19 protein-coding genes are annotated in these 15,098 nt (G+C 63.9%); 12 read left to right on the forward strand and 7 right to left on the reverse strand.

The features are described 5' to 3' along the window. Nucleotides 1–70 precede the first annotated feature (70 nt). The 3 genes from NKJ46_RS18910 to NKJ46_RS18920 form a co-directional block, all read right to left on the reverse strand. A complete protein-coding gene (locus NKJ46_RS18910; protein WP_254816618.1) occupies nt 71–1,021 on the reverse strand; it encodes an acetyl-CoA carboxylase carboxyltransferase subunit alpha in 951 nt (316 codons plus the stop codon). Nucleotides 1,022–1,120: 99 nt separating this feature from the next. Continuing rightward, nucleotides 1,121–2,038, reverse strand: a complete 918-nt coding sequence (locus tag NKJ46_RS18915; protein WP_352666414.1) for a site-specific tyrosine recombinase XerD — start codon at nt 2,036–2,038, stop codon at nt 1,121–1,123. Continuing rightward, nucleotides 2,035–2,184 carry a hypothetical protein gene (locus NKJ46_RS18920; RefSeq protein WP_023677884.1) on the reverse strand — a complete coding sequence of 50 codons (150 nt, stop codon included), beginning with the start codon at nt 2,182–2,184 and terminating at the stop codon, nt 2,035–2,037. Before NKJ46_RS18920 ends, NKJ46_RS18915 begins: the two co-directional genes overlap by 4 nt. A 158-nt stretch (nt 2,185–2,342) precedes the next feature. On the opposite strand from NKJ46_RS18920, the gene NKJ46_RS18925 reads away from it, so the two are divergent. From NKJ46_RS18925 to NKJ46_RS18950, 6 genes are all read left to right on the forward strand, one after another. Then, nucleotides 2,343–2,945 carry a shikimate kinase gene (locus NKJ46_RS18925; protein ID WP_352666415.1) on the forward strand — a complete coding sequence of 201 codons (603 nt, stop codon included), beginning with the start codon at nt 2,343–2,345 and terminating at the stop codon, nt 2,943–2,945. Next, nucleotides 2,942–4,063 carry a 3-dehydroquinate synthase gene (gene aroB / locus NKJ46_RS18930; protein WP_352666417.1) on the forward strand — a complete coding sequence of 374 codons (1,122 nt, stop codon included), beginning with the start codon at nt 2,942–2,944 and terminating at the stop codon, nt 4,061–4,063. Before NKJ46_RS18925 ends, aroB begins: the two co-directional genes overlap by 4 nt. Beyond that, complete coding sequence (locus NKJ46_RS18935; RefSeq protein ID WP_352666418.1) at nt 4,060–4,956, forward strand: HlyC/CorC family transporter; 897 nt, start codon at nt 4,060–4,062, stop codon at nt 4,954–4,956. The genes aroB and NKJ46_RS18935 overlap by 4 nt, the downstream gene beginning before the upstream one ends. 40 nt (nt 4,957–4,996) lie before the next feature. Further along, complete coding sequence (locus NKJ46_RS18940) at nt 4,997–5,806, forward strand: alpha/beta hydrolase (RefSeq protein WP_352666419.1); 810 nt, start codon at nt 4,997–4,999, stop codon at nt 5,804–5,806. Between the two features lie 162 nt (nt 5,807–5,968). Continuing rightward, entirely contained in the window at nt 5,969–6,202 is a 234-nt protein-coding gene (locus NKJ46_RS18945; RefSeq protein ID WP_352666421.1) for a type II toxin-antitoxin system Phd/YefM family antitoxin, read from the forward strand. A gap of 2 nt (nt 6,203–6,204) precedes the next feature. Further along, nucleotides 6,205–6,597: a type II toxin-antitoxin system VapC family toxin gene (locus NKJ46_RS18950; protein ID WP_352666442.1), complete on the forward strand. Its 393-nt coding sequence runs from the start codon at nt 6,205–6,207 to the stop codon at nt 6,595–6,597. Between the two features lie 5 nt (nt 6,598–6,602). On the opposite strand, the gene NKJ46_RS18955 is transcribed toward NKJ46_RS18950, so the two are convergent. Continuing rightward, complete coding sequence (locus tag NKJ46_RS18955; RefSeq protein ID WP_352666423.1) at nt 6,603–6,905, reverse strand: BolA family protein; 303 nt, start codon at nt 6,903–6,905, stop codon at nt 6,603–6,605. 133 nt (nt 6,906–7,038) lie between these two features. Between NKJ46_RS18955 and NKJ46_RS18960 the strand changes: the two genes are divergently transcribed. From NKJ46_RS18960 to NKJ46_RS18985, 6 genes are all read left to right on the forward strand, one after another. After that, nucleotides 7,039–7,668: a J domain-containing protein gene (locus NKJ46_RS18960; RefSeq protein ID WP_254816626.1), complete on the forward strand. Its 630-nt coding sequence runs from the start codon at nt 7,039–7,041 to the stop codon at nt 7,666–7,668. Nucleotides 7,669–7,791: 123 nt separating this feature from the next. Beyond that, the gene (gene cobS / locus NKJ46_RS18965) at nt 7,792–8,778 is read left to right on the forward strand and encodes a cobaltochelatase subunit CobS (RefSeq protein ID WP_352489391.1); all 987 of its coding nucleotides are present in this window, start codon (nt 7,792–7,794) and stop codon (nt 8,776–8,778) included. Between the two features lie 11 nt (nt 8,779–8,789). Further along, entirely contained in the window at nt 8,790–10,688 is a 1,899-nt protein-coding gene (gene cobT / locus NKJ46_RS18970) for a cobaltochelatase subunit CobT (RefSeq protein WP_352666424.1), read from the forward strand. Beyond that, nucleotides 10,685–11,710, forward strand: coding sequence for an esterase-like activity of phytase family protein (locus NKJ46_RS18975; protein ID WP_352666426.1), 1,026 nt, complete (start codon nt 10,685–10,687; stop codon nt 11,708–11,710). Before cobT ends, NKJ46_RS18975 begins: the two co-directional genes overlap by 4 nt. Before the next feature lie 183 nt (nt 11,711–11,893). Further along, nucleotides 11,894–12,262: an ArsR/SmtB family transcription factor gene (locus tag NKJ46_RS18980; RefSeq protein ID WP_352666428.1), complete on the forward strand. Its 369-nt coding sequence runs from the start codon at nt 11,894–11,896 to the stop codon at nt 12,260–12,262. Continuing rightward, nucleotides 12,259–12,744, forward strand: a complete 486-nt coding sequence (locus NKJ46_RS18985) for an SRPBCC family protein (protein WP_352666430.1) — start codon at nt 12,259–12,261, stop codon at nt 12,742–12,744. The genes NKJ46_RS18980 and NKJ46_RS18985 overlap by 4 nt, the downstream gene beginning before the upstream one ends. A gap of 39 nt (nt 12,745–12,783) precedes the next feature. On the opposite strand, the gene NKJ46_RS18990 is transcribed toward NKJ46_RS18985, so the two are convergent. The 3 genes from NKJ46_RS18990 to rpmB all read right to left on the reverse strand — a co-directional run bounded on the left by NKJ46_RS18990 (nt 12,784) and on the right by rpmB (nt 14,602). Further along, the gene (locus NKJ46_RS18990) at nt 12,784–13,458 is read right to left on the reverse strand and encodes a spermidine synthase (RefSeq protein WP_352666432.1); all 675 of its coding nucleotides are present in this window, start codon (nt 13,456–13,458) and stop codon (nt 12,784–12,786) included. An 83-nt stretch (nt 13,459–13,541) separates the two neighbouring features. Beyond that, nucleotides 13,542–14,222, reverse strand: coding sequence for a queuosine precursor transporter (locus NKJ46_RS18995; RefSeq protein WP_352666433.1), 681 nt, complete (start codon nt 14,220–14,222; stop codon nt 13,542–13,544). A gap of 83 nt (nt 14,223–14,305) precedes the next feature. Beyond that, nucleotides 14,306–14,602: a 50S ribosomal protein L28 gene (gene rpmB / locus NKJ46_RS19000; protein WP_292664929.1), complete on the reverse strand. Its 297-nt coding sequence runs from the start codon at nt 14,600–14,602 to the stop codon at nt 14,306–14,308. Between the last annotated feature and the right edge of the window lie 496 nt (nt 14,603–15,098).

The raw sequence follows: 15,098 nt of genomic DNA on the forward strand, positions 1-15,098 counted from the left end.
GAATGCAGCGGCATTTTTGTGGCGAAACTGGTTCACGCCGCCACATTTCGGGCCGCGTGCCTGCCGGATGTTACAGATTGCGGCCCATCGCCAGGTATTTCTCGCGGCGATGCTCGCGGAAGTCGGTGTTGGCGCCGGAGAATTCCTTCATCGTCCTGGCAATGAGGTCGCCGGTGGCGGCGATCACCGTTTCGGGGGCGCGATGGGCACCGCCGAGCGGCTCGGCGATGATGGCGTCGATGATCTTCAGCTCCAGCAGGTCCTGCGCCGTGATCTTCATGTTGGTCGCAGCATCCCTGGACCGCGTGGTATCGCGCCACAGGATCGAGGCGGCGCCTTCCGGCGAGATCACCGAATAGATGGCGTGTTCGAGCATGTAGACGCGGTTGGCGGTGGCGATCGCTATGGCGCCGCCCGAGCCGCCTTCGCCGATTACCACCGAGATCGACGGCACCTTCAGGCCAAGGCAGGCCGAGGTCGACCGGGCGATGGCTTCCGCCTGGCCGCGCTCTTCGGCGTTGACGCCGGGATAGGCGCCGGCAGTGTCGACCAGCGTCAGCAGCGGGATCTGGAAGCGGTCGGCGAGTTCCATCAGCCGCACCGCCTTGCGGTAGCCCTCCGGCCGCACCGAGCCGAAATTATGCTTCAGCCGGCTTGCCGTGTCGGAACCCTTCTCCTGGCCGATAATCGCCACCGGCTCGCCACGAAAGCGGGCAAAGCCGCCGACGATCGCCTGGTCCTCGCCGAAATTGCGGTCGCCGGCGAGCGGCGTGAAATCGGTAAGCAGGCCCTTGATGTAGTCGATGCAATGCGGCCTGTCCGGATGGCGCGCCACCTGCACCTTCTGCCACGGGGTCAGCGCCTTGTAGGCGTCGCGCAGCGCATCGCGCGAGCGCTTCTCGAGGCGGGCGATCTCATCGCCGACATCGACCGCCTCGCCGTTCTCGGCAAGCTTCTTCAGCTCAAGGATCTTGCCTTCGAGATCCTGCACAGGCTTTTCGAAATCGAGGTAATTGTACATTCTTGGGCGGACCGGCAAGTCGGAAGGCAATGACTGACGCAAGCCTGAAAATGCAGGCTGGGCGCGGTGGAACGTCGTTCTCACATAGCGACATGACGCCTAGTCGGCAAGCGGATGATGATCGTTGACCAGACGCACCAGCCGCTCCTCCAGCACATGCGTGTAGATCTGCGTCGTTGAAATATCGGCATGGCCAAGCAACTGCTGCACGGCCCTGAGATCGGCGCCGTTCTGCAGGAGATGGCTGGCGAAAGCATGGCGCAGCACATGCGGGGATATCTTCGCCGTGGCAATGCCGGCCCGCGCGGCAAGCCCCTTCAGCTCGCGGGCAAAGACCTGTCTCGAAAGATAGCCGCTGTCCGAGGCGGCCGGAAACAGGAACGGGCTGTCGGCAAGAGCCGGCACCGCCGCCCGCGCGGCAAGCCATGTCCGCATCGCCGTGCGCGCCTTGGCCGACAGCGGCACCATGCGTTCCTTGTTGCCCTTGCCGCGCACCATGAAGAAGCGGTCGTCGCGCTGTGCCACCGTCACGGGAAGGCCGACCAGCTCCGAAACGCGCAAACCGGTGGCGTAGAGCACCTCGACCAGCGCGTGCAGGCGCAGCGCCGCCAGGCTGTCGCCGTCGTTGAGCGAGGGGTCGATCGCCTCCTGCGCGGCGCGGTCGAGCAGCCGGCCGGTATCGGCCTCGCTCATCGTCTTCGGCAGCGGCCGGCCCTTCTTCGGGCTGTCCAGCGTGCCGGTCGGATCGTCGCCGCGCAGGCCTTCGGCGTAGAGGAACTTGAAGAACTGCCGGACCGCCGACAATTTGCGCGCCTGCGAGGTGGCGGCAAAGCCACGCGCGGCGATGTCGTCGAGATAGGCGCGGATGTCAGCGCTTGTGGCAGCGGCAAGCCCGCCGCCGATCCCGGCGGAAGCGTCCTCGAGGTCGTGGCGATAGGAGGAAAGCGTGTTTTCGGCAGCGCCGCGCTCGGCGCTCATCATCTCCAGGAAAGCTTCGATGCGGGCGGCGCTGTTCATTTTTTGGGATTGAGCTTTTCCGGAGGGATACGCACGCTCATTTCCGCCTTTCTCGGCTCGACGAACATGACCAGGGCGAACATCGCGCCATAGACAATGCCGGCCAGAATCGCGAGCGTCACGACAAAGCGAAACAGTGTTGGCATTAATTTTCGCCCGTCGTCTTATTCTGCATTTCCAACCCTGTGCCCTTATGAGACGCCAATCCGGCCAATTCAAGGGTGAAGCCCATAGTCCCGGTTGCGCCGCGCTTGACGCAAACAGGCTTTTGATGTCGATACGCCGGCAAAGAGGCCCTAGAAGCATGAATGCGCTACCAGCAAATCCTCCGGGCGAGAGCCATGCCGCGCTGCTCGGCCGACTGGGCGGCCGTTCCATCGTCTTTGTCGGGCTGATGGGCGCCGGCAAGACGGCGATCGGCCGCAAGGTGGCGGCGATGCTGGCACTGCCCTTCATCGACAGCGACCAGGAGATCGAAACCGTTTCGCGCATGAGCGTCCCGGACCTGTTCGAGCGCTATGGCGAGGCGGAGTTCCGGGCGCTGGAGCAGCGCGTCATCCTGCGCGTGCTGGAGCACGGGCCGCAGGTGCTGTCGACCGGCGGTGGCGCCTTCATGAACGCGCAGACGCGCGAGGCGATCGCCAGCCATGGCGTTTCGGTTTGGCTGAAAGCCGAGATCAACCTGTTGATGGAGCGCGTTTCCAAGAAACAGAACCGGCCGCTGCTGAAAAGCGCCGATCCACGCGCCGTGCTCGAACGGCTGATGGCGGAACGCTACCCCGTTTATGCCGCGGCCGATGTCATCGTGCCGACCCGCGACGACCGCAAGGAGATCATTGCCGCCGAAGTGGTAGAGGCGTTGCGCGGCCACCTTGGCGTTGCCGACATCGACGAGGTGCGGTCGTGAGCGCTGATGCAACGGTCTCTGTCGAAGTCGGGCTTGGCGAGCGTGCCTACGACATTTTGATCGGTCCCGGCCTGCTGTCACGCGCCGGCGCCGAGATTTCGCGCCGTCTGCCGGGCACGCGAGCGGCGGTTGTCACCGACGAAAACGTCGCTAGCGCGCATCTCGCGACGCTTGCGGCCGGCCTGGCAAGCGGAGGCATCCAACATGCCGTCATCACGCTGCCGCCCGGCGAAAAGACCAAGAGCTTTGCGCATCTCGAAGAGGTGGTCGACGGCGTGCTGGCCGCCAAGCTGGAGCGCGGCGATGTCGTCATCGCTCTCGGCGGCGGCGTCGTCGGCGACCTCGCCGGCTTTGCCGCCGGCATCGCGCGGCGCGGCATGAACTTCGTTCAGGTTCCGACCTCGCTGCTGGCGCAGGTCGATTCCTCCGTCGGCGGCAAGACCGGCATCAACAGCAAGCGCGGCAAGAACCTGGTCGGGGTGTTTCACCAGCCGAAGCTGGTGCTGGCCGACACCGAAGTGCTCGACACGCTGCCGATCCGCGAGTTTCGCGCCGGCTACGCCGAACTGGCCAAATACGGGCTGATCGACCGGCCGCAGTTCTTCGCCTGGCTGGAGGAAAACTGGCCTCGCGTGTTTGCCGGCGGGCCGGAGCGGGCTGCGGCCATCGCCGAGGCCTGTCGCGCCAAGGCCGACGTCGTTGCCCGCGACGAGTTCGAGACCGGCGACCGCGCCCTGCTCAATCTCGGCCACACTTTCGGCCATGCGCTGGAGGCGGCGACCGGCTATGACGGCGCAAGGCTCGTGCATGGCGAAGGCGTCGCCATCGGCATGGCGCTGGCGCATCGCTTTTCGTCAAGGCTCAATTTGGCGAGCCCCGACGACGCGGCGCGTGTCGAGGCGCATCTTCGCGCCGTCGGCCTGCCCTGGCGCATGGCCGACATTCCAGGCGAACTGCCCGACGCCGAGACGCTGTTCTCCTTCATCACCCAGGACAAGAAGGTGTCGCGCGGCGCGCTGACCTTCATCCTGACGCGCGGCATCGGCCAGGCCTTCATCGCCCGGGATGTGCCGGCCTCGGAAGTGCTGGCGTTCCTCCGGGAGAACCATTCGGGATGAGCCAGGCCGGCTGGATCGCGGCTGCAGTGCTCGCCGGCCTCGGCCTGCTGGGCTTCGTCCTGCGCCGGCAAATGCTCGCCGCCTTCGGCTACGAGCTGCAACGCATCGAGCCGCAGCGCTCGGCGCGCGACGAACTGCGCGGCGCCGTCGACGATTTCCGCCGCGACGGCCAGGTGGTGCGCGAGGACCGCGCCCGCATTGGCGGCCTGTTCGACCTCGAGGAGCTCGAAGTGTCGGACGTCATGGTCCACCGCACCAATATGCGCTCGGTCAATGCCGACGACCCGCCGGAAGCGGTGGTTCGCGAGATCCTGCAGAGCCCGCACACCCGCATGCCGTTGTGGAAGGGTTCGCTCGACAACATTGTCGGCGTGCTGCACGCGAAGGATCTGCTGCGCGCGCTGAACGAGGTCGGCAACGATTTCTCCCGGATCGACGTGATGAAGATCGCGTCGAAACCGTGGTTCGTGCCCGACACCACGACGCTGCAGGAGCAGCTCAATGCCTTCCTGCGCCGCAAGGCGCATTTCGCCATCGTCGTCGACGAATATGGCGAGGTCGAAGGGCTGGTGACGCTGGAAGACATCATCGAGGAGATCGTCGGCGAGATCGCCGACGAGCACGACATCGACATCCAGGGCGTCAAGCAGGAGGCCGACGGCTCCGTCGTCGTCGACGGCACGGTGCCGATCCGCGACCTGAACCGGGCGCTCGACTGGAACCTGCCGGACGAGGAAGCCACCACCATCGCCGGCCTTGTCATCCACGAGGCGCAGTCGATCCCGGACGAAAAGCAGGCCTTTACGTTTCACGGCAAGCGCTTCGTCGTCATGAAGCGCGACAAGAACCGGATCGCACGGTTGAGGATCAAGCCGGCGATGCTTGGAGAATGACAGTGCGCACCTTGTGGCAGCCGTGGGCAGTCAGGCGTTTATGACAATCGATCGGCGAACCCTGCTTCTGGCGTCGATGGCGGCGCTGCTGCCGGGGCAGGCTCGTGCCGCATCGCGGCTGCGTTCGCAATCGCCCGAAACCTTCGACTATGGTCCGGCCAAGCTCGACATCTATTCCCGCGATGGCGCAAGCGGCCTGCCGGTCGTCTTCTTCGTCCATGGCGGCGCCTGGCGGGTCGGCAACCGCAACAATGTCAACTCCAAGCCTGGTTTCCTGCTCGACAATGGCTTCTGCTTCGTCTCGATCGACTACCGGATGTTGCCTGAAGCAGACGTCGCCACCCAGGCGGCTGATGTCGAACTGGCCTATCGCTACGTCCGCGCCAACATCGCCAGGCATGGCGGCGATCCGGACCGGATCGTCGCAATGGGCCATTCGGCCGGCTGCCATCTCGTCGCATTGACCGGCCTGCGCGGCGGCCTGCCCGGCGTCGCGGCGCTGGTCCTCGACGACACCAGGGCTTACGATCTGGAGGCACTGGCCAGGAGCGGCGGCATGGCAGGGGTCTATGCCCGCGCCTTTTCCGATCCGGCGCAGTGGCGCGCGCTGTCGCCTGTCACCTACGTCGAAGGCCGCAAGCACCCGCCGACCTTTATCGCCCATTCGCGCGCGAAAGCCCGCGCGGCGGACGCGCAGGCCTTCGCCGAGCGTCTGCGCGCCACCGGAACCAGGGTCACGCTGTTCGACGGCAGCGCCTATTCGCACATGTCGATCAATCGCGACTTCGGCACCGAAGGCGATACATTGACCGCAGCGGTGATGGCTTTCCTGAGGGCGAGCCTCGGCTGAGTTACCAGCGGGTCTTTTGGATGGCGGCAGGCCGGTGAGGCGCGCGCAGACGCGGGGAACGAGGGACGGCTAAGCCGGAGCGATTGCTGTGACCGTGGTCATTGCCCGTGGTCACTTCTGGTCCTATATAGTGAACGGCAATTTTGTTCATTGAGGTGGCGCATGGCCGCGCAGGTGTCGAAATCGAAGTTCAAGGCAAAGGCTCTCGAGTATTTTCGTCAGGTTGAAACGAGTGGCGAGCCAATCATTGTGACCGATCACGGCCAGCCCACACTGGAGATACGACGCTATGAATCGGTTGCGCGCGACCCTTTGGAGGTGCTGCGCGGGTCCGTCCTGCGTTACGACCGCCCCACGGATCCGGTGGCCGAAGATGATTGGGAAGCCAGCAATTGATCGTGTTGGACACGCATGTTCTCGTCCGCTGGGTCGGCGGTGAGACCGATATGCTTTCAGAACCCGCACTTCACGCAATCGAGCGGGAGAGGATAGGTGGCGAGATTTTGATCTCCTCGATATCGGCATGGGAAATCGCCATGCTGATTTCCCGGGGGCGTCTCCTGCTATCGATGGACGTGGGCGAATGGCTGGCGACGGTCAGCAAACTCGAAAAACTGAGCTTCATTTCCGTCGATAATGACATTGCCGTGAATAGTACCGAACTTCCGGGAGAGTTTCACAAAGATCCGGCTGATCGGATCATTGTTGCGACCAGTCGAAAATTTGCGGCACCTTTGGTGACCGCGGATCAGAAGCTGCGAGACTATCGATATGTAAAGACGATCTGGTAGGGCAATTACCAGCGGGTCTTTTCGCCGGGCGCCGCCGGCTCGATCGCCAGGGCGTGGACGCCGGATTTCAACTCCTCGGCCAGCAGATCGTTGACGGCGCGGTGACGCTCGACGCGGCTCATGCCGGCAAAGGCGGGGGCGACGATGCGGACGCGGAAATGCGTCTCGCCGGCGCCGTCGAAGGTGGCGTGATGGCCGGAATCCACATGATGATGCCCGGCATGAAGATGGCTTTCGTTGATGACGGACAGCCGTTCCGGCGAAAACGCCTTTTTCAGCTTATCTTCCATCGTTGCCTGTATGGACATCGCCGCTTCCCTTCACCACATCTATGTCATCGCACAAAATTCGCCATTCGCCGGTTTTATGCCGCGATTCAGCGGTTAGGGCGATCATCGCGAAAATGTCAATTCTTGTTTCGCATCCGCGAACAGCCCATAAATGGGTGAGATGAAGCCGTACCCAAAATATTTCGAGAAGATTCGCATCCGCCCGGAGAAGGACGCGGAGCTGAAGTCGCGTTCGCCGATCTGCCAGTGGGATGGCTGCAAGGAGGCCGGTACCCACCGCGCCCCGGTCGGACGCATGAAGGAAGGCGAGTATTTCCAGTTCTGCTTCGACCATGTGCGCGAGTACAACAAGGGCTTCAATTATTTCTCGGGCGTTCCCGACACCGAGATCGCGCGCTTCCAGAAGGAAGCCATGACCGGTCACCGGCCGACCTGGAAAATGGGCGTCAACGGCGCCTCGACACGCTCCTCGCCCGATTTCGCCCAGGCGCGCTCCGGCCGCGCCGGCTATTACAATCGCATGCGCGATCCCTTCGACCTGTTCAAAGGCCCGAAGGACCCGCGCGAAGCACGCGAGCGCAAGGCCAAGCCGCTTGAGGCCAAGGCACTGGAAACGCTTGGCCTTGATACAAAGGCAAGTGGCAAGGATATCAAGGCGCGCTATAAGGAACTTGTGAAACGCCACCATCCGGATGCGAATGGCGGCGACAGAGGTTCGGAAGACCGGTTCCGCGATGTGCTCCAGGCGTATCGCGTGCTCAAGCAGGCAGGTTTGTGCTGAGCGACCTTACGGTTCGTGTCGCTTTCCAACTTTCATAAGGTTGGAAAAGGCTCTAAGACCGCCCCCGAACAAAATCGATTGCCAGCGAAACGCGGCGTTTCGCTTGTGGAGACGTTGATAGAGATGAACAAGGTCGATCGCGACATCGCCAACCTGCCCGACACCACGGTGTCGGTGAAGGAGACATTCGGCTTCGACTCCAGGATGGTGGTGCCGGCCTATTCGGTGACGAGCGAGCATGTCCCCGACATCGACCCGGACTACCTGTTCGACAAGAACACGACTATGGCGATCCTCGCCGGCTTTGCCTATAACCGCCGGGTCATGGTGTCGGGCTATCACGGCACCGGCAAGTCGACGCATATCGAGCAGGTCGCCGCACGCCTCAACTGGCCTTGCGTGCGCGTCAATCTCGACAGCCATGTCAGCCGTATCGACCTCGTCGGCAAGGACGCCATCGTCGTCAAGGACGGGCTGCAGATCACCGAATTCCGCGATGGCATCCTGCCCTGGGCCTACCAGCACAATGTCGCGCTGTGCTTCGACGAGTACGATGCCGGCCGCCCGGACGTGATGTTCGTCATCCAGCGCGTGCTGGAATCGTCGGGCCGGCTGACGCTGCTCGACCAGAGCCGGGTCATCCGCCCGCATCCGGCCTTCAGGCTGTTTTCGACCGCCAACACGGTTGGGCTGGGCGACACCACCGGCCTCTACCACGGCACCCAGCAGATCAACCAGGCGCAGATGGACCGCTGGTCGATCGTCACCACGCTGAACTATCTGCCGCACGACAATGAGGTGAACATCGTGCTGGCCAAGGCCAAGCACTATCGCGACGGCAAGGGCAAGGAGATCGTCAACAAGATGGTGCGCGTCGCCGACATGACGCGGTCGGCCTTTATCAACGGCGATTTGTCGACCGTCATGAGCCCGCGCACGGTCATCACCTGGGCCGAGAATGCCGAAATCTTCGGCAACATCGGCATGGCGTTCCGGCTGACCTTCCTCAACAAATGCGACGAGCTGGAACGCTCGCTGGTCGCCGAGTTCTACCAGCGCGCCTTCGGCGAAGATCTGCCGGAATCGGCTGCCAATGTGGTGCTGGGCTAAGCAGAGTCTCGATGGCGGGTCCGGGCGACAACACGCGAAACAAATCCAAGACCGGCGCTGAGAACGACAGCTTCAAGCGCGCCGTTACCGTCTGCATGCGCGCCATTGCCGGCGACAAGGATCTCGAGGTCGGTTTCGCCAAGGACCGGCCGGCGCTGGCCGGCAGCCGTGCCCGGCTGCCGGAATTGCCGAAGAAGGCATCGAAGGCGGACATCGCCATCACCCGCGGGCTCGGCGATTCCATGGCGCTGAAGCGCGCCTGCCATGATGCGCGCATCCACACCAGGCTGGCACCGGAAGGCAAGGCAGCGCGCGCCATCTATGACGCGGTCGAGCAGGCCCGGGTCGAGGCGATAGGCTCTCGCGCCATGCAGGGCGTTGCCGACAATATCGGCTCGATGCTGGAGGACAAATACGCCAGGGCCAACCTCGTCGACGTCAAGGACAAGGCCGACGCGCCGATCGAGGAAGCGCTGGCGCTGATGGTGCGCGAAAAACTGACCGGCCGCGCTGTGCCGAAAAGCGGCGAACGGCTGGTCGATCTCTGGCGGCCCTGGGTCGAGGAAAAGGCCAGCGCCGATCTCGACGGGCTGTCGGCAAAGCTCGACGACCAGCAGGCATTCGCCCGCGTCGTGCGCGAGATGCTCGCCTCCATGGAAATGGCCGAGGAGCTCGGCGACGACCAGGAGACGGAAGACTCGGAGGACAACGACGAAAACCAGCCGCAAGGCGAGGAGCAGAGCGAGGAGGGCGGCGAAGACGATTCCGGCTCCGAGCAGTCGCAGTCCGAGGATACAGAGGCATCGTCGGACGACGAGCAATCGGCCGAGACGGAGGCCTCCGACGCCACCGCCGAGGATCTCTCCGACGATGACGACGCCGATGCGGAGACGCCCGGCGAGGCGCGCCGCAACGACAATCCCTTCACCAATCTGCCGAAGGAGATCGACTACAAGGTCTTCACCACGGCCTTCGACGAGACCGTAGGTGCGGAAGAACTGTGCGAGGAGGAGGAGCTTGATCGGCTGCGCGCCTTCCTCGACAAGCAGCTCGCCAACCTTTCCGGCGTCGTCGGGCGGCTGGCCAACCGGCTGCAACGCCGCCTGATGGCGCAGCAGAACCGCTCCTGGGATTTCGACCTCGAAGAGGGCTATCTCGATCCGGCGCGGCTGGTGCGCGTCGTCATCGACCCGATGCAGCCTCTGTCCTTCAAGCAGGAGCGCGACACCAAATTCCGCGACACGGTGGTGTCGCTGGTGCTCGATAATTCGGGTTCGATGCGCGGCCGGCCGATCACGGTCGCGGCGACCTGCGCCGACATCCTGGCGCGCACGCTGGAACGCTGCGGCGTCTCAGTCGAAATCCTCGGCTTCACCACCCGCGCCTGGAAGGGCGGACAGGCGCGCGAGAAATGGCTGAAGGAAGGCAAGCCGCCGAACCCCGGCCGGCTCAACGATCTGCGCCACATCATCTACAAATCCGCCGACCATCCGTGGCGGCGGGCGCGCCGCAATCTCGGCCTGATGATGCGCGAGGGGCTGCTCAAGGAAAACATCGACGGCGAGGCGCTGCTGTGGGCGCACAACCGGCTGATCGCGCGGCCGGAGCAGCGCAAGATCCTGATGATGATCTCGGACGGCGCGCCGGTCGATGATTCAACGCTGTCGGTCAATCCCGGCAATTATCTCGAGCGGCATCTGCGCGCCATCATCGAGCTCATCGAGACGCGCTCGCCGGTCGAGCTTTTGGCCATCGGCATCGGCCACGACGTTACCCGCTACTATCGCCGCGCCGTCACCATCGTCGATGCCGAAGAATTGGCCGGCGCCATGACCGAGCAGCTGGCCTCGCTGTTCGGCGAGGAAACCGTGCGCGACACGCGGCGCGGCGGCATGCGGCGCGCCGGATGATTTTTTCCCGCGGCGGCTTTCGGCAGAAGCTTTTGGCCGCCATTGCGTTGTTAGGCATCAGTTTGGCGCCTGCTATCTCTGCCGGGCCGGCCTCGGTCGAGCCGGCCGAAATCTCGGCACGGCCGATCAGCGAATTCCATATCGGCCGGCCGGACAAACAGTTCGGGCCGCTCGAATTCGTCGGCGGACTCGAAATGACCTCGCCGACACGCGATTTCGGCGCGCTGTCGGCGCTTCGGTTCCTCAAGCCGGGCAGCGATTTCATCGGCGTCGCCGACACCGGCTTCTGGTTCTTCGGCACCCTCGTCCACGATGCCGACAAGCGGCCTTCCGGCATCGAGAATTTTCGCATGCAGCAGATGGTCGATGCGGCCGGCCAGCCGATCGACGAGAAATGGGCGGTCGATGCCGAAGGCCTCGCGGTCAAGGACGGCATTGCCACGGTCGGCTTCGAGCGCGATCACCGTATCGCCGAGTTCAAGATCGACCCGGACGACATGAAGGCGCCGTTCAGGCAATTGGACTTCCTGATCCCGGCCGGGGAACTTCGCCGCAATCGCGGCTTCGAGACCGTCACTCGCGCCAATCCCAACGGGCAGCACGCGGGCGGACTGGTCGTGGTGTCGGAGAAGAGCCTCGACGAGGCCGGCAACATCTTTGCCGCGATCATCGAAGGGCCGCACAAGGGCGTCTTCACCGTCAAGCGCAATGGCGATTTCGACATCACCGACGGCGCCTTCCTGCCGGACGGCGACCTGTTGCTGCTGGAGCGCAGTTTTTCGATGGCCCGCGGCGTCAAGATGCGGCTGCGGCGCATCTATGGCGAAAGCGTCGAGAAGGGCGCCGTCGCCGACGGGCCGGTGCTGCTTGAAGCCGACATGGGTTACCAGATCGACAACATGGAAGCGCTCGACGTCTGGACTCGCGACGACGGCGCGCTGATCGTGTCGCTGATGTCCGACGACAACCATTCCATCCTGCAGCGCAATCTTTACCTGGAATTCATCCTGCACGAGGATTGACGCGCGACCGGTGGCTGACGGCGACGCTGGCGTTTCCACGTCGTTCGCAGCGCATGCAATGTCCTTGGCGATTTCCTCGGGCAATGACCGGCATCGCCGAGTTTTTCCAGCCGGCTCTCACCATGTGCAAAATACTTAAGTCGTGACTTGACAATTTGCGTCATCGGCGAAATACTCAAGTCCATGCTTAAGTATTCCGAGATCGACAGCATCCTGCGGGCTCTTGCCGAGCCGACGCGCCGGGCATTCCTGGAAAGGCTGAGCCGCGGGCCGGCCACCGTCAGCCAGCTGGCGGAGCCGTTCGGCATGACCTTCGCCGCCGTGCTCCAGCATCTCCAGGCGCTGGAAGCGTGCGGGCTGATCCGCAGCGAGAAGGTCGGACGCGTGCGCACCTGCCGGATCGAGCCTGGCGGGCTTGCCCCGCTCGCCGACTGGATCGCCGCGCGCCGTACGCCGGCCGAACGCCACCTCGACCGTCTCGGCCAGATCCTGGCGGAGACTGACCAACCGAACGCGACACTCCACGACCAGGAAAAGGACGACAAGAAATGAACCAGATTGCCCCGGTTAACGACGGGCACTCCGTCATCCATTCGATCTTCAGCATCGAGCGGACCTATCCGCAATCGCCCGAGCGCGTCTTCTTCGCCTTTGCCGACAAGGCGACAGTACGGCGCTGGCGCGTCGAAGGCGACGGCTTCACCATCGCCGAATTCACCTTCGATTTCCGTGTCGGCGGCGGCGAGGTTTCGCGGTTCAGCCATCAGGGCGGCCCGGAGATCAGGCTCGATGCGCAGTTCCAGGACATCGTCCCCGACCGGCGCATCGTATTTTCCTACCGGATGGCGGTCGGGCCGCAGCCGCTGTCGGCGTCGCTCACCACTGTCGAGTTCGCACCCTCCGGCGACGGCACCCGCCTGACCTATACCGAACAGGGTGCGTTCTTCGATGGCGTCGATTCAGCGCAAGGGCGCGAGGAGGGTACGCGCGGGCTGCTGCAGGCACTCGCCGCCGAGCTTCAGAAAGCGCGGTAGAGGTTCGTCGGCGTTATCGGGCGGCGTCCAGTAAGGGGCCTATTGCCCCTTGCTCGCGAGCCAGACGATGTGACGGGCGCCGCGCTTGCCGTGAGCCCGCACCTTGACCTCCTCGACCGTGAACCCCGCCTGCTTGAGCCTTCGGGTGAAACCTGCGTCAGGGCCCTGCGACCAGACCGCCAGCACACCGCCGGGCTTGAGAGCTGCTCTCGCGCTGATCAGGCCGGCCGCGCTGTAGAGCGCATCGTTGGCCTTGTGGACGATGCCCTCGGGGCCGTTGTCGACGTCGAGCAGGATCGCGTCCCAGGCCGATGCTTGCGAACGGATGAGCTGACCGACGTCGGTCTCGTGAATACTGACTCGCCGGTCGTCAAGGCAGCCGTCGAAAACCTCGGCCATCGGCCCGCGCGCCCAAATCACGACCGCCGGTACCAGTTCGGCAACGGTGACCTGCGCATCGGCGCCAAGCTCGGCCAGCGCCGCGCGCAAGGTAAAGCCCATGCCGAGGCCGCCGATCAGGATGTTTGGGGTCCGGCGGCCGGCAATCCTTTGACAGGACAGTTTGGCCAGCGCCTCTTCGGAACCGCTAAGCCGGCTATTCATCAGCTCGTTCGCGCCAAGCATGATCGAGAATTCGCCGCCGCGCCGTTTCAGGCGGAGTTCCTGTCCGCCGTCAGGCGTTTTTGCCGAGTCCAGTTGAAGCCAGGGGATCATGCTCGATAGTCTTTGAGCATGATCTTGTCCGAAAACCGGTTCCCACTTTCCGCTAACGCGGACCTTCGGTTCGGGATCATGCTCTATGCCGCCAGTGCCGGTTGGCTCCAGCGGGCGGCAAGCAGCCGGTAGGGGATCAGCGCCACCACCGCTATGACCAGCTTGACGCTGAGATCGCCGAGCGCCCAGGATATCCAGCGCATCGTCTCGACCGGCAGCACGCCCATCAATGGCGCGGTTTCCAGCGCAAAGCCGTCGTTGGGCCCGGCGAAGGCGAAAGCCGCCGCAAAGGCGACGGTGAAAAACACCACCGTATCGAAGACGGAGCCGACCAGCGTGCCGACGATCGGTGCGCGCCACCAACTCTGCCGGCGCAGCCGGTTGAACACGGTGACGTCGAGCAACTGCGCGGTGAGGAAGGCGGCGCCCGACGCCGCGGCAATGCGCACCAGCCGGTCGGCGGCGGTCTCGAATTCGATCAGGCCGTGGCGAAACAGCAGCGGCGGGATGACGATCGAGCAGATCACCGCTGTCATGAAGCCGACAAAGACGATCCTGCGCGCCACCGTCGGCCCATAGCGGCGATTGACGAGATCGGTGACCAGGAATGAGAACGGATAGGTGAAGGCGCCCCAGGTCAGGATGTCGGCCAACGACAACCCGCCGATTGCACCCTGCATCGGGAACTGCACAAGGATGTTCGATGCCACGACGACGAGCGCCATGGCCGCCACGAAGGGCAGGTACCGCGAGAGGAAAATCATTTTTTTATCCTGGGTAATGGAACCAGCGGAACGCGATCCGGAACCCGGGTCACGCCCTGGAAGGCGACTGACCGCCGAAAAACTCAGGCGGCCGGCTGTTCGGCGAGCTTCTTGGCGATCTGCTTCTTCAACAGGCGGGCGCGCTGCGACAATTCCTTGGCATCTGCCTTGACCAGGAAGGCATCCAGGCCGCCGCGATGCTCGACCGAACGCAGCGCGTTGGCCGAAATGCGCAGGCGCACATTCTGGTTCAGCGCTTCCGAGATCAGCGTCACATTGACGAGATTGGGCAGGAAGCGACGCTTGGTCTTGTTGTTGGCGTGGCTCACATTGTTGCCGGACATGACTGCCTTGGCAGTGAGTTCGCAGGTGCGGGACATGGTTCTAACCTTCGGTTCTCGGTCCTGCCCAAACATTCGACCCGCGCCGGGTGGCGCGCGGTTTCGGTCAGGCGGCCTTATGGAAAAAGTTGGCGTTCCATAGTTGCATTTCGTCGAGGCGTCAAGCTTGGGGTTGCTCGGGAGAGGGGAATCGCACCTTTCGGAGGAGGTGTCGTCGGCGAAGCTGCCGATCTCCCCCTTGCGGGGAAGATGTTGCTGTCCCGCGGATCTCTCAAGACTTGGGTTCCTCGCCCACCGCGAAGCGGGGGAAAGGTGGCCGCAAAGCGGCCGGAGAGGGGGCCTTTTCGTAGAGCGCGGTTCCCCCTCTCCGTCTCGGCTTCGCCGAGCCACCTCTCCCCCACTATCGTGCTATCGGATTCACACATTTTGCAGATTGAGTTTGGTTCCGTGCTTGATGGCGTGGAATTCGGCGAGGCCGATGCGCATGACCTTGGGGCCTGGCTTGCCGTAGTAGCCTGTCCAGCCGCCGAGGCGG

Source organism: Mesorhizobium sp. M0166 (genome assembly GCF_040322255.1).
GTDB lineage: Bacteria > Pseudomonadota > Alphaproteobacteria > Rhizobiales > Rhizobiaceae > Mesorhizobium.

Excerpts from the sequence above, each read along its gene's own strand:
- NKJ46_RS18910 (WP_254816618.1), bottom strand. The coding sequence starts at position 1,021 with ATGTACAATTACCTCGATTTCGAAAAGCCTGTGCAGGATCTCGAAGGC.
- NKJ46_RS18915 (WP_352666414.1), bottom strand. The coding sequence starts at position 2,038 with ATGAACAGCGCCGCCCGCATCGAAGCTTTCCTGGAGATGATGAGCGCC.
- NKJ46_RS18920 (WP_023677884.1), bottom strand. The coding sequence starts at position 2,184 with ATGCCAACACTGTTTCGCTTTGTCGTGACGCTCGCGATTCTGGCCGGC.
- NKJ46_RS18925 (WP_352666415.1), top strand. The coding sequence starts at position 2,343 with ATGAATGCGCTACCAGCAAATCCTCCGGGCGAGAGCCATGCCGCGCTG.
- NKJ46_RS18935 (WP_352666418.1), top strand. The coding sequence starts at position 4,060 with ATGAGCCAGGCCGGCTGGATCGCGGCTGCAGTGCTCGCCGGCCTCGGC.
- NKJ46_RS18940 (WP_352666419.1), top strand. The coding sequence starts at position 4,997 with ATGACAATCGATCGGCGAACCCTGCTTCTGGCGTCGATGGCGGCGCTG.
- NKJ46_RS18945 (WP_352666421.1), top strand. The coding sequence starts at position 5,969 with ATGGCCGCGCAGGTGTCGAAATCGAAGTTCAAGGCAAAGGCTCTCGAG.
- NKJ46_RS18955 (WP_352666423.1), bottom strand. The coding sequence starts at position 6,905 with ATGTCCATACAGGCAACGATGGAAGATAAGCTGAAAAAGGCGTTTTCG.
- NKJ46_RS18960 (WP_254816626.1), top strand. The coding sequence starts at position 7,039 with ATGGGTGAGATGAAGCCGTACCCAAAATATTTCGAGAAGATTCGCATC.
- cobS (WP_352489391.1), top strand. The coding sequence starts at position 7,792 with ATGAACAAGGTCGATCGCGACATCGCCAACCTGCCCGACACCACGGTG.
- cobT (WP_352666424.1), top strand. The coding sequence starts at position 8,790 with ATGGCGGGTCCGGGCGACAACACGCGAAACAAATCCAAGACCGGCGCT.
- NKJ46_RS18975 (WP_352666426.1), top strand. The coding sequence starts at position 10,685 with ATGATTTTTTCCCGCGGCGGCTTTCGGCAGAAGCTTTTGGCCGCCATT.
- NKJ46_RS18980 (WP_352666428.1), top strand. The coding sequence starts at position 11,894 with ATGCTTAAGTATTCCGAGATCGACAGCATCCTGCGGGCTCTTGCCGAG.
- NKJ46_RS18985 (WP_352666430.1), top strand. The coding sequence starts at position 12,259 with ATGAACCAGATTGCCCCGGTTAACGACGGGCACTCCGTCATCCATTCG.
- NKJ46_RS18990 (WP_352666432.1), bottom strand. The coding sequence starts at position 13,458 with ATGATCCCCTGGCTTCAACTGGACTCGGCAAAAACGCCTGACGGCGGA.
- NKJ46_RS18995 (WP_352666433.1), bottom strand. The coding sequence starts at position 14,222 with ATGATTTTCCTCTCGCGGTACCTGCCCTTCGTGGCGGCCATGGCGCTC.
- rpmB (WP_292664929.1), bottom strand. The coding sequence starts at position 14,602 with ATGTCCCGCACCTGCGAACTCACTGCCAAGGCAGTCATGTCCGGCAAC.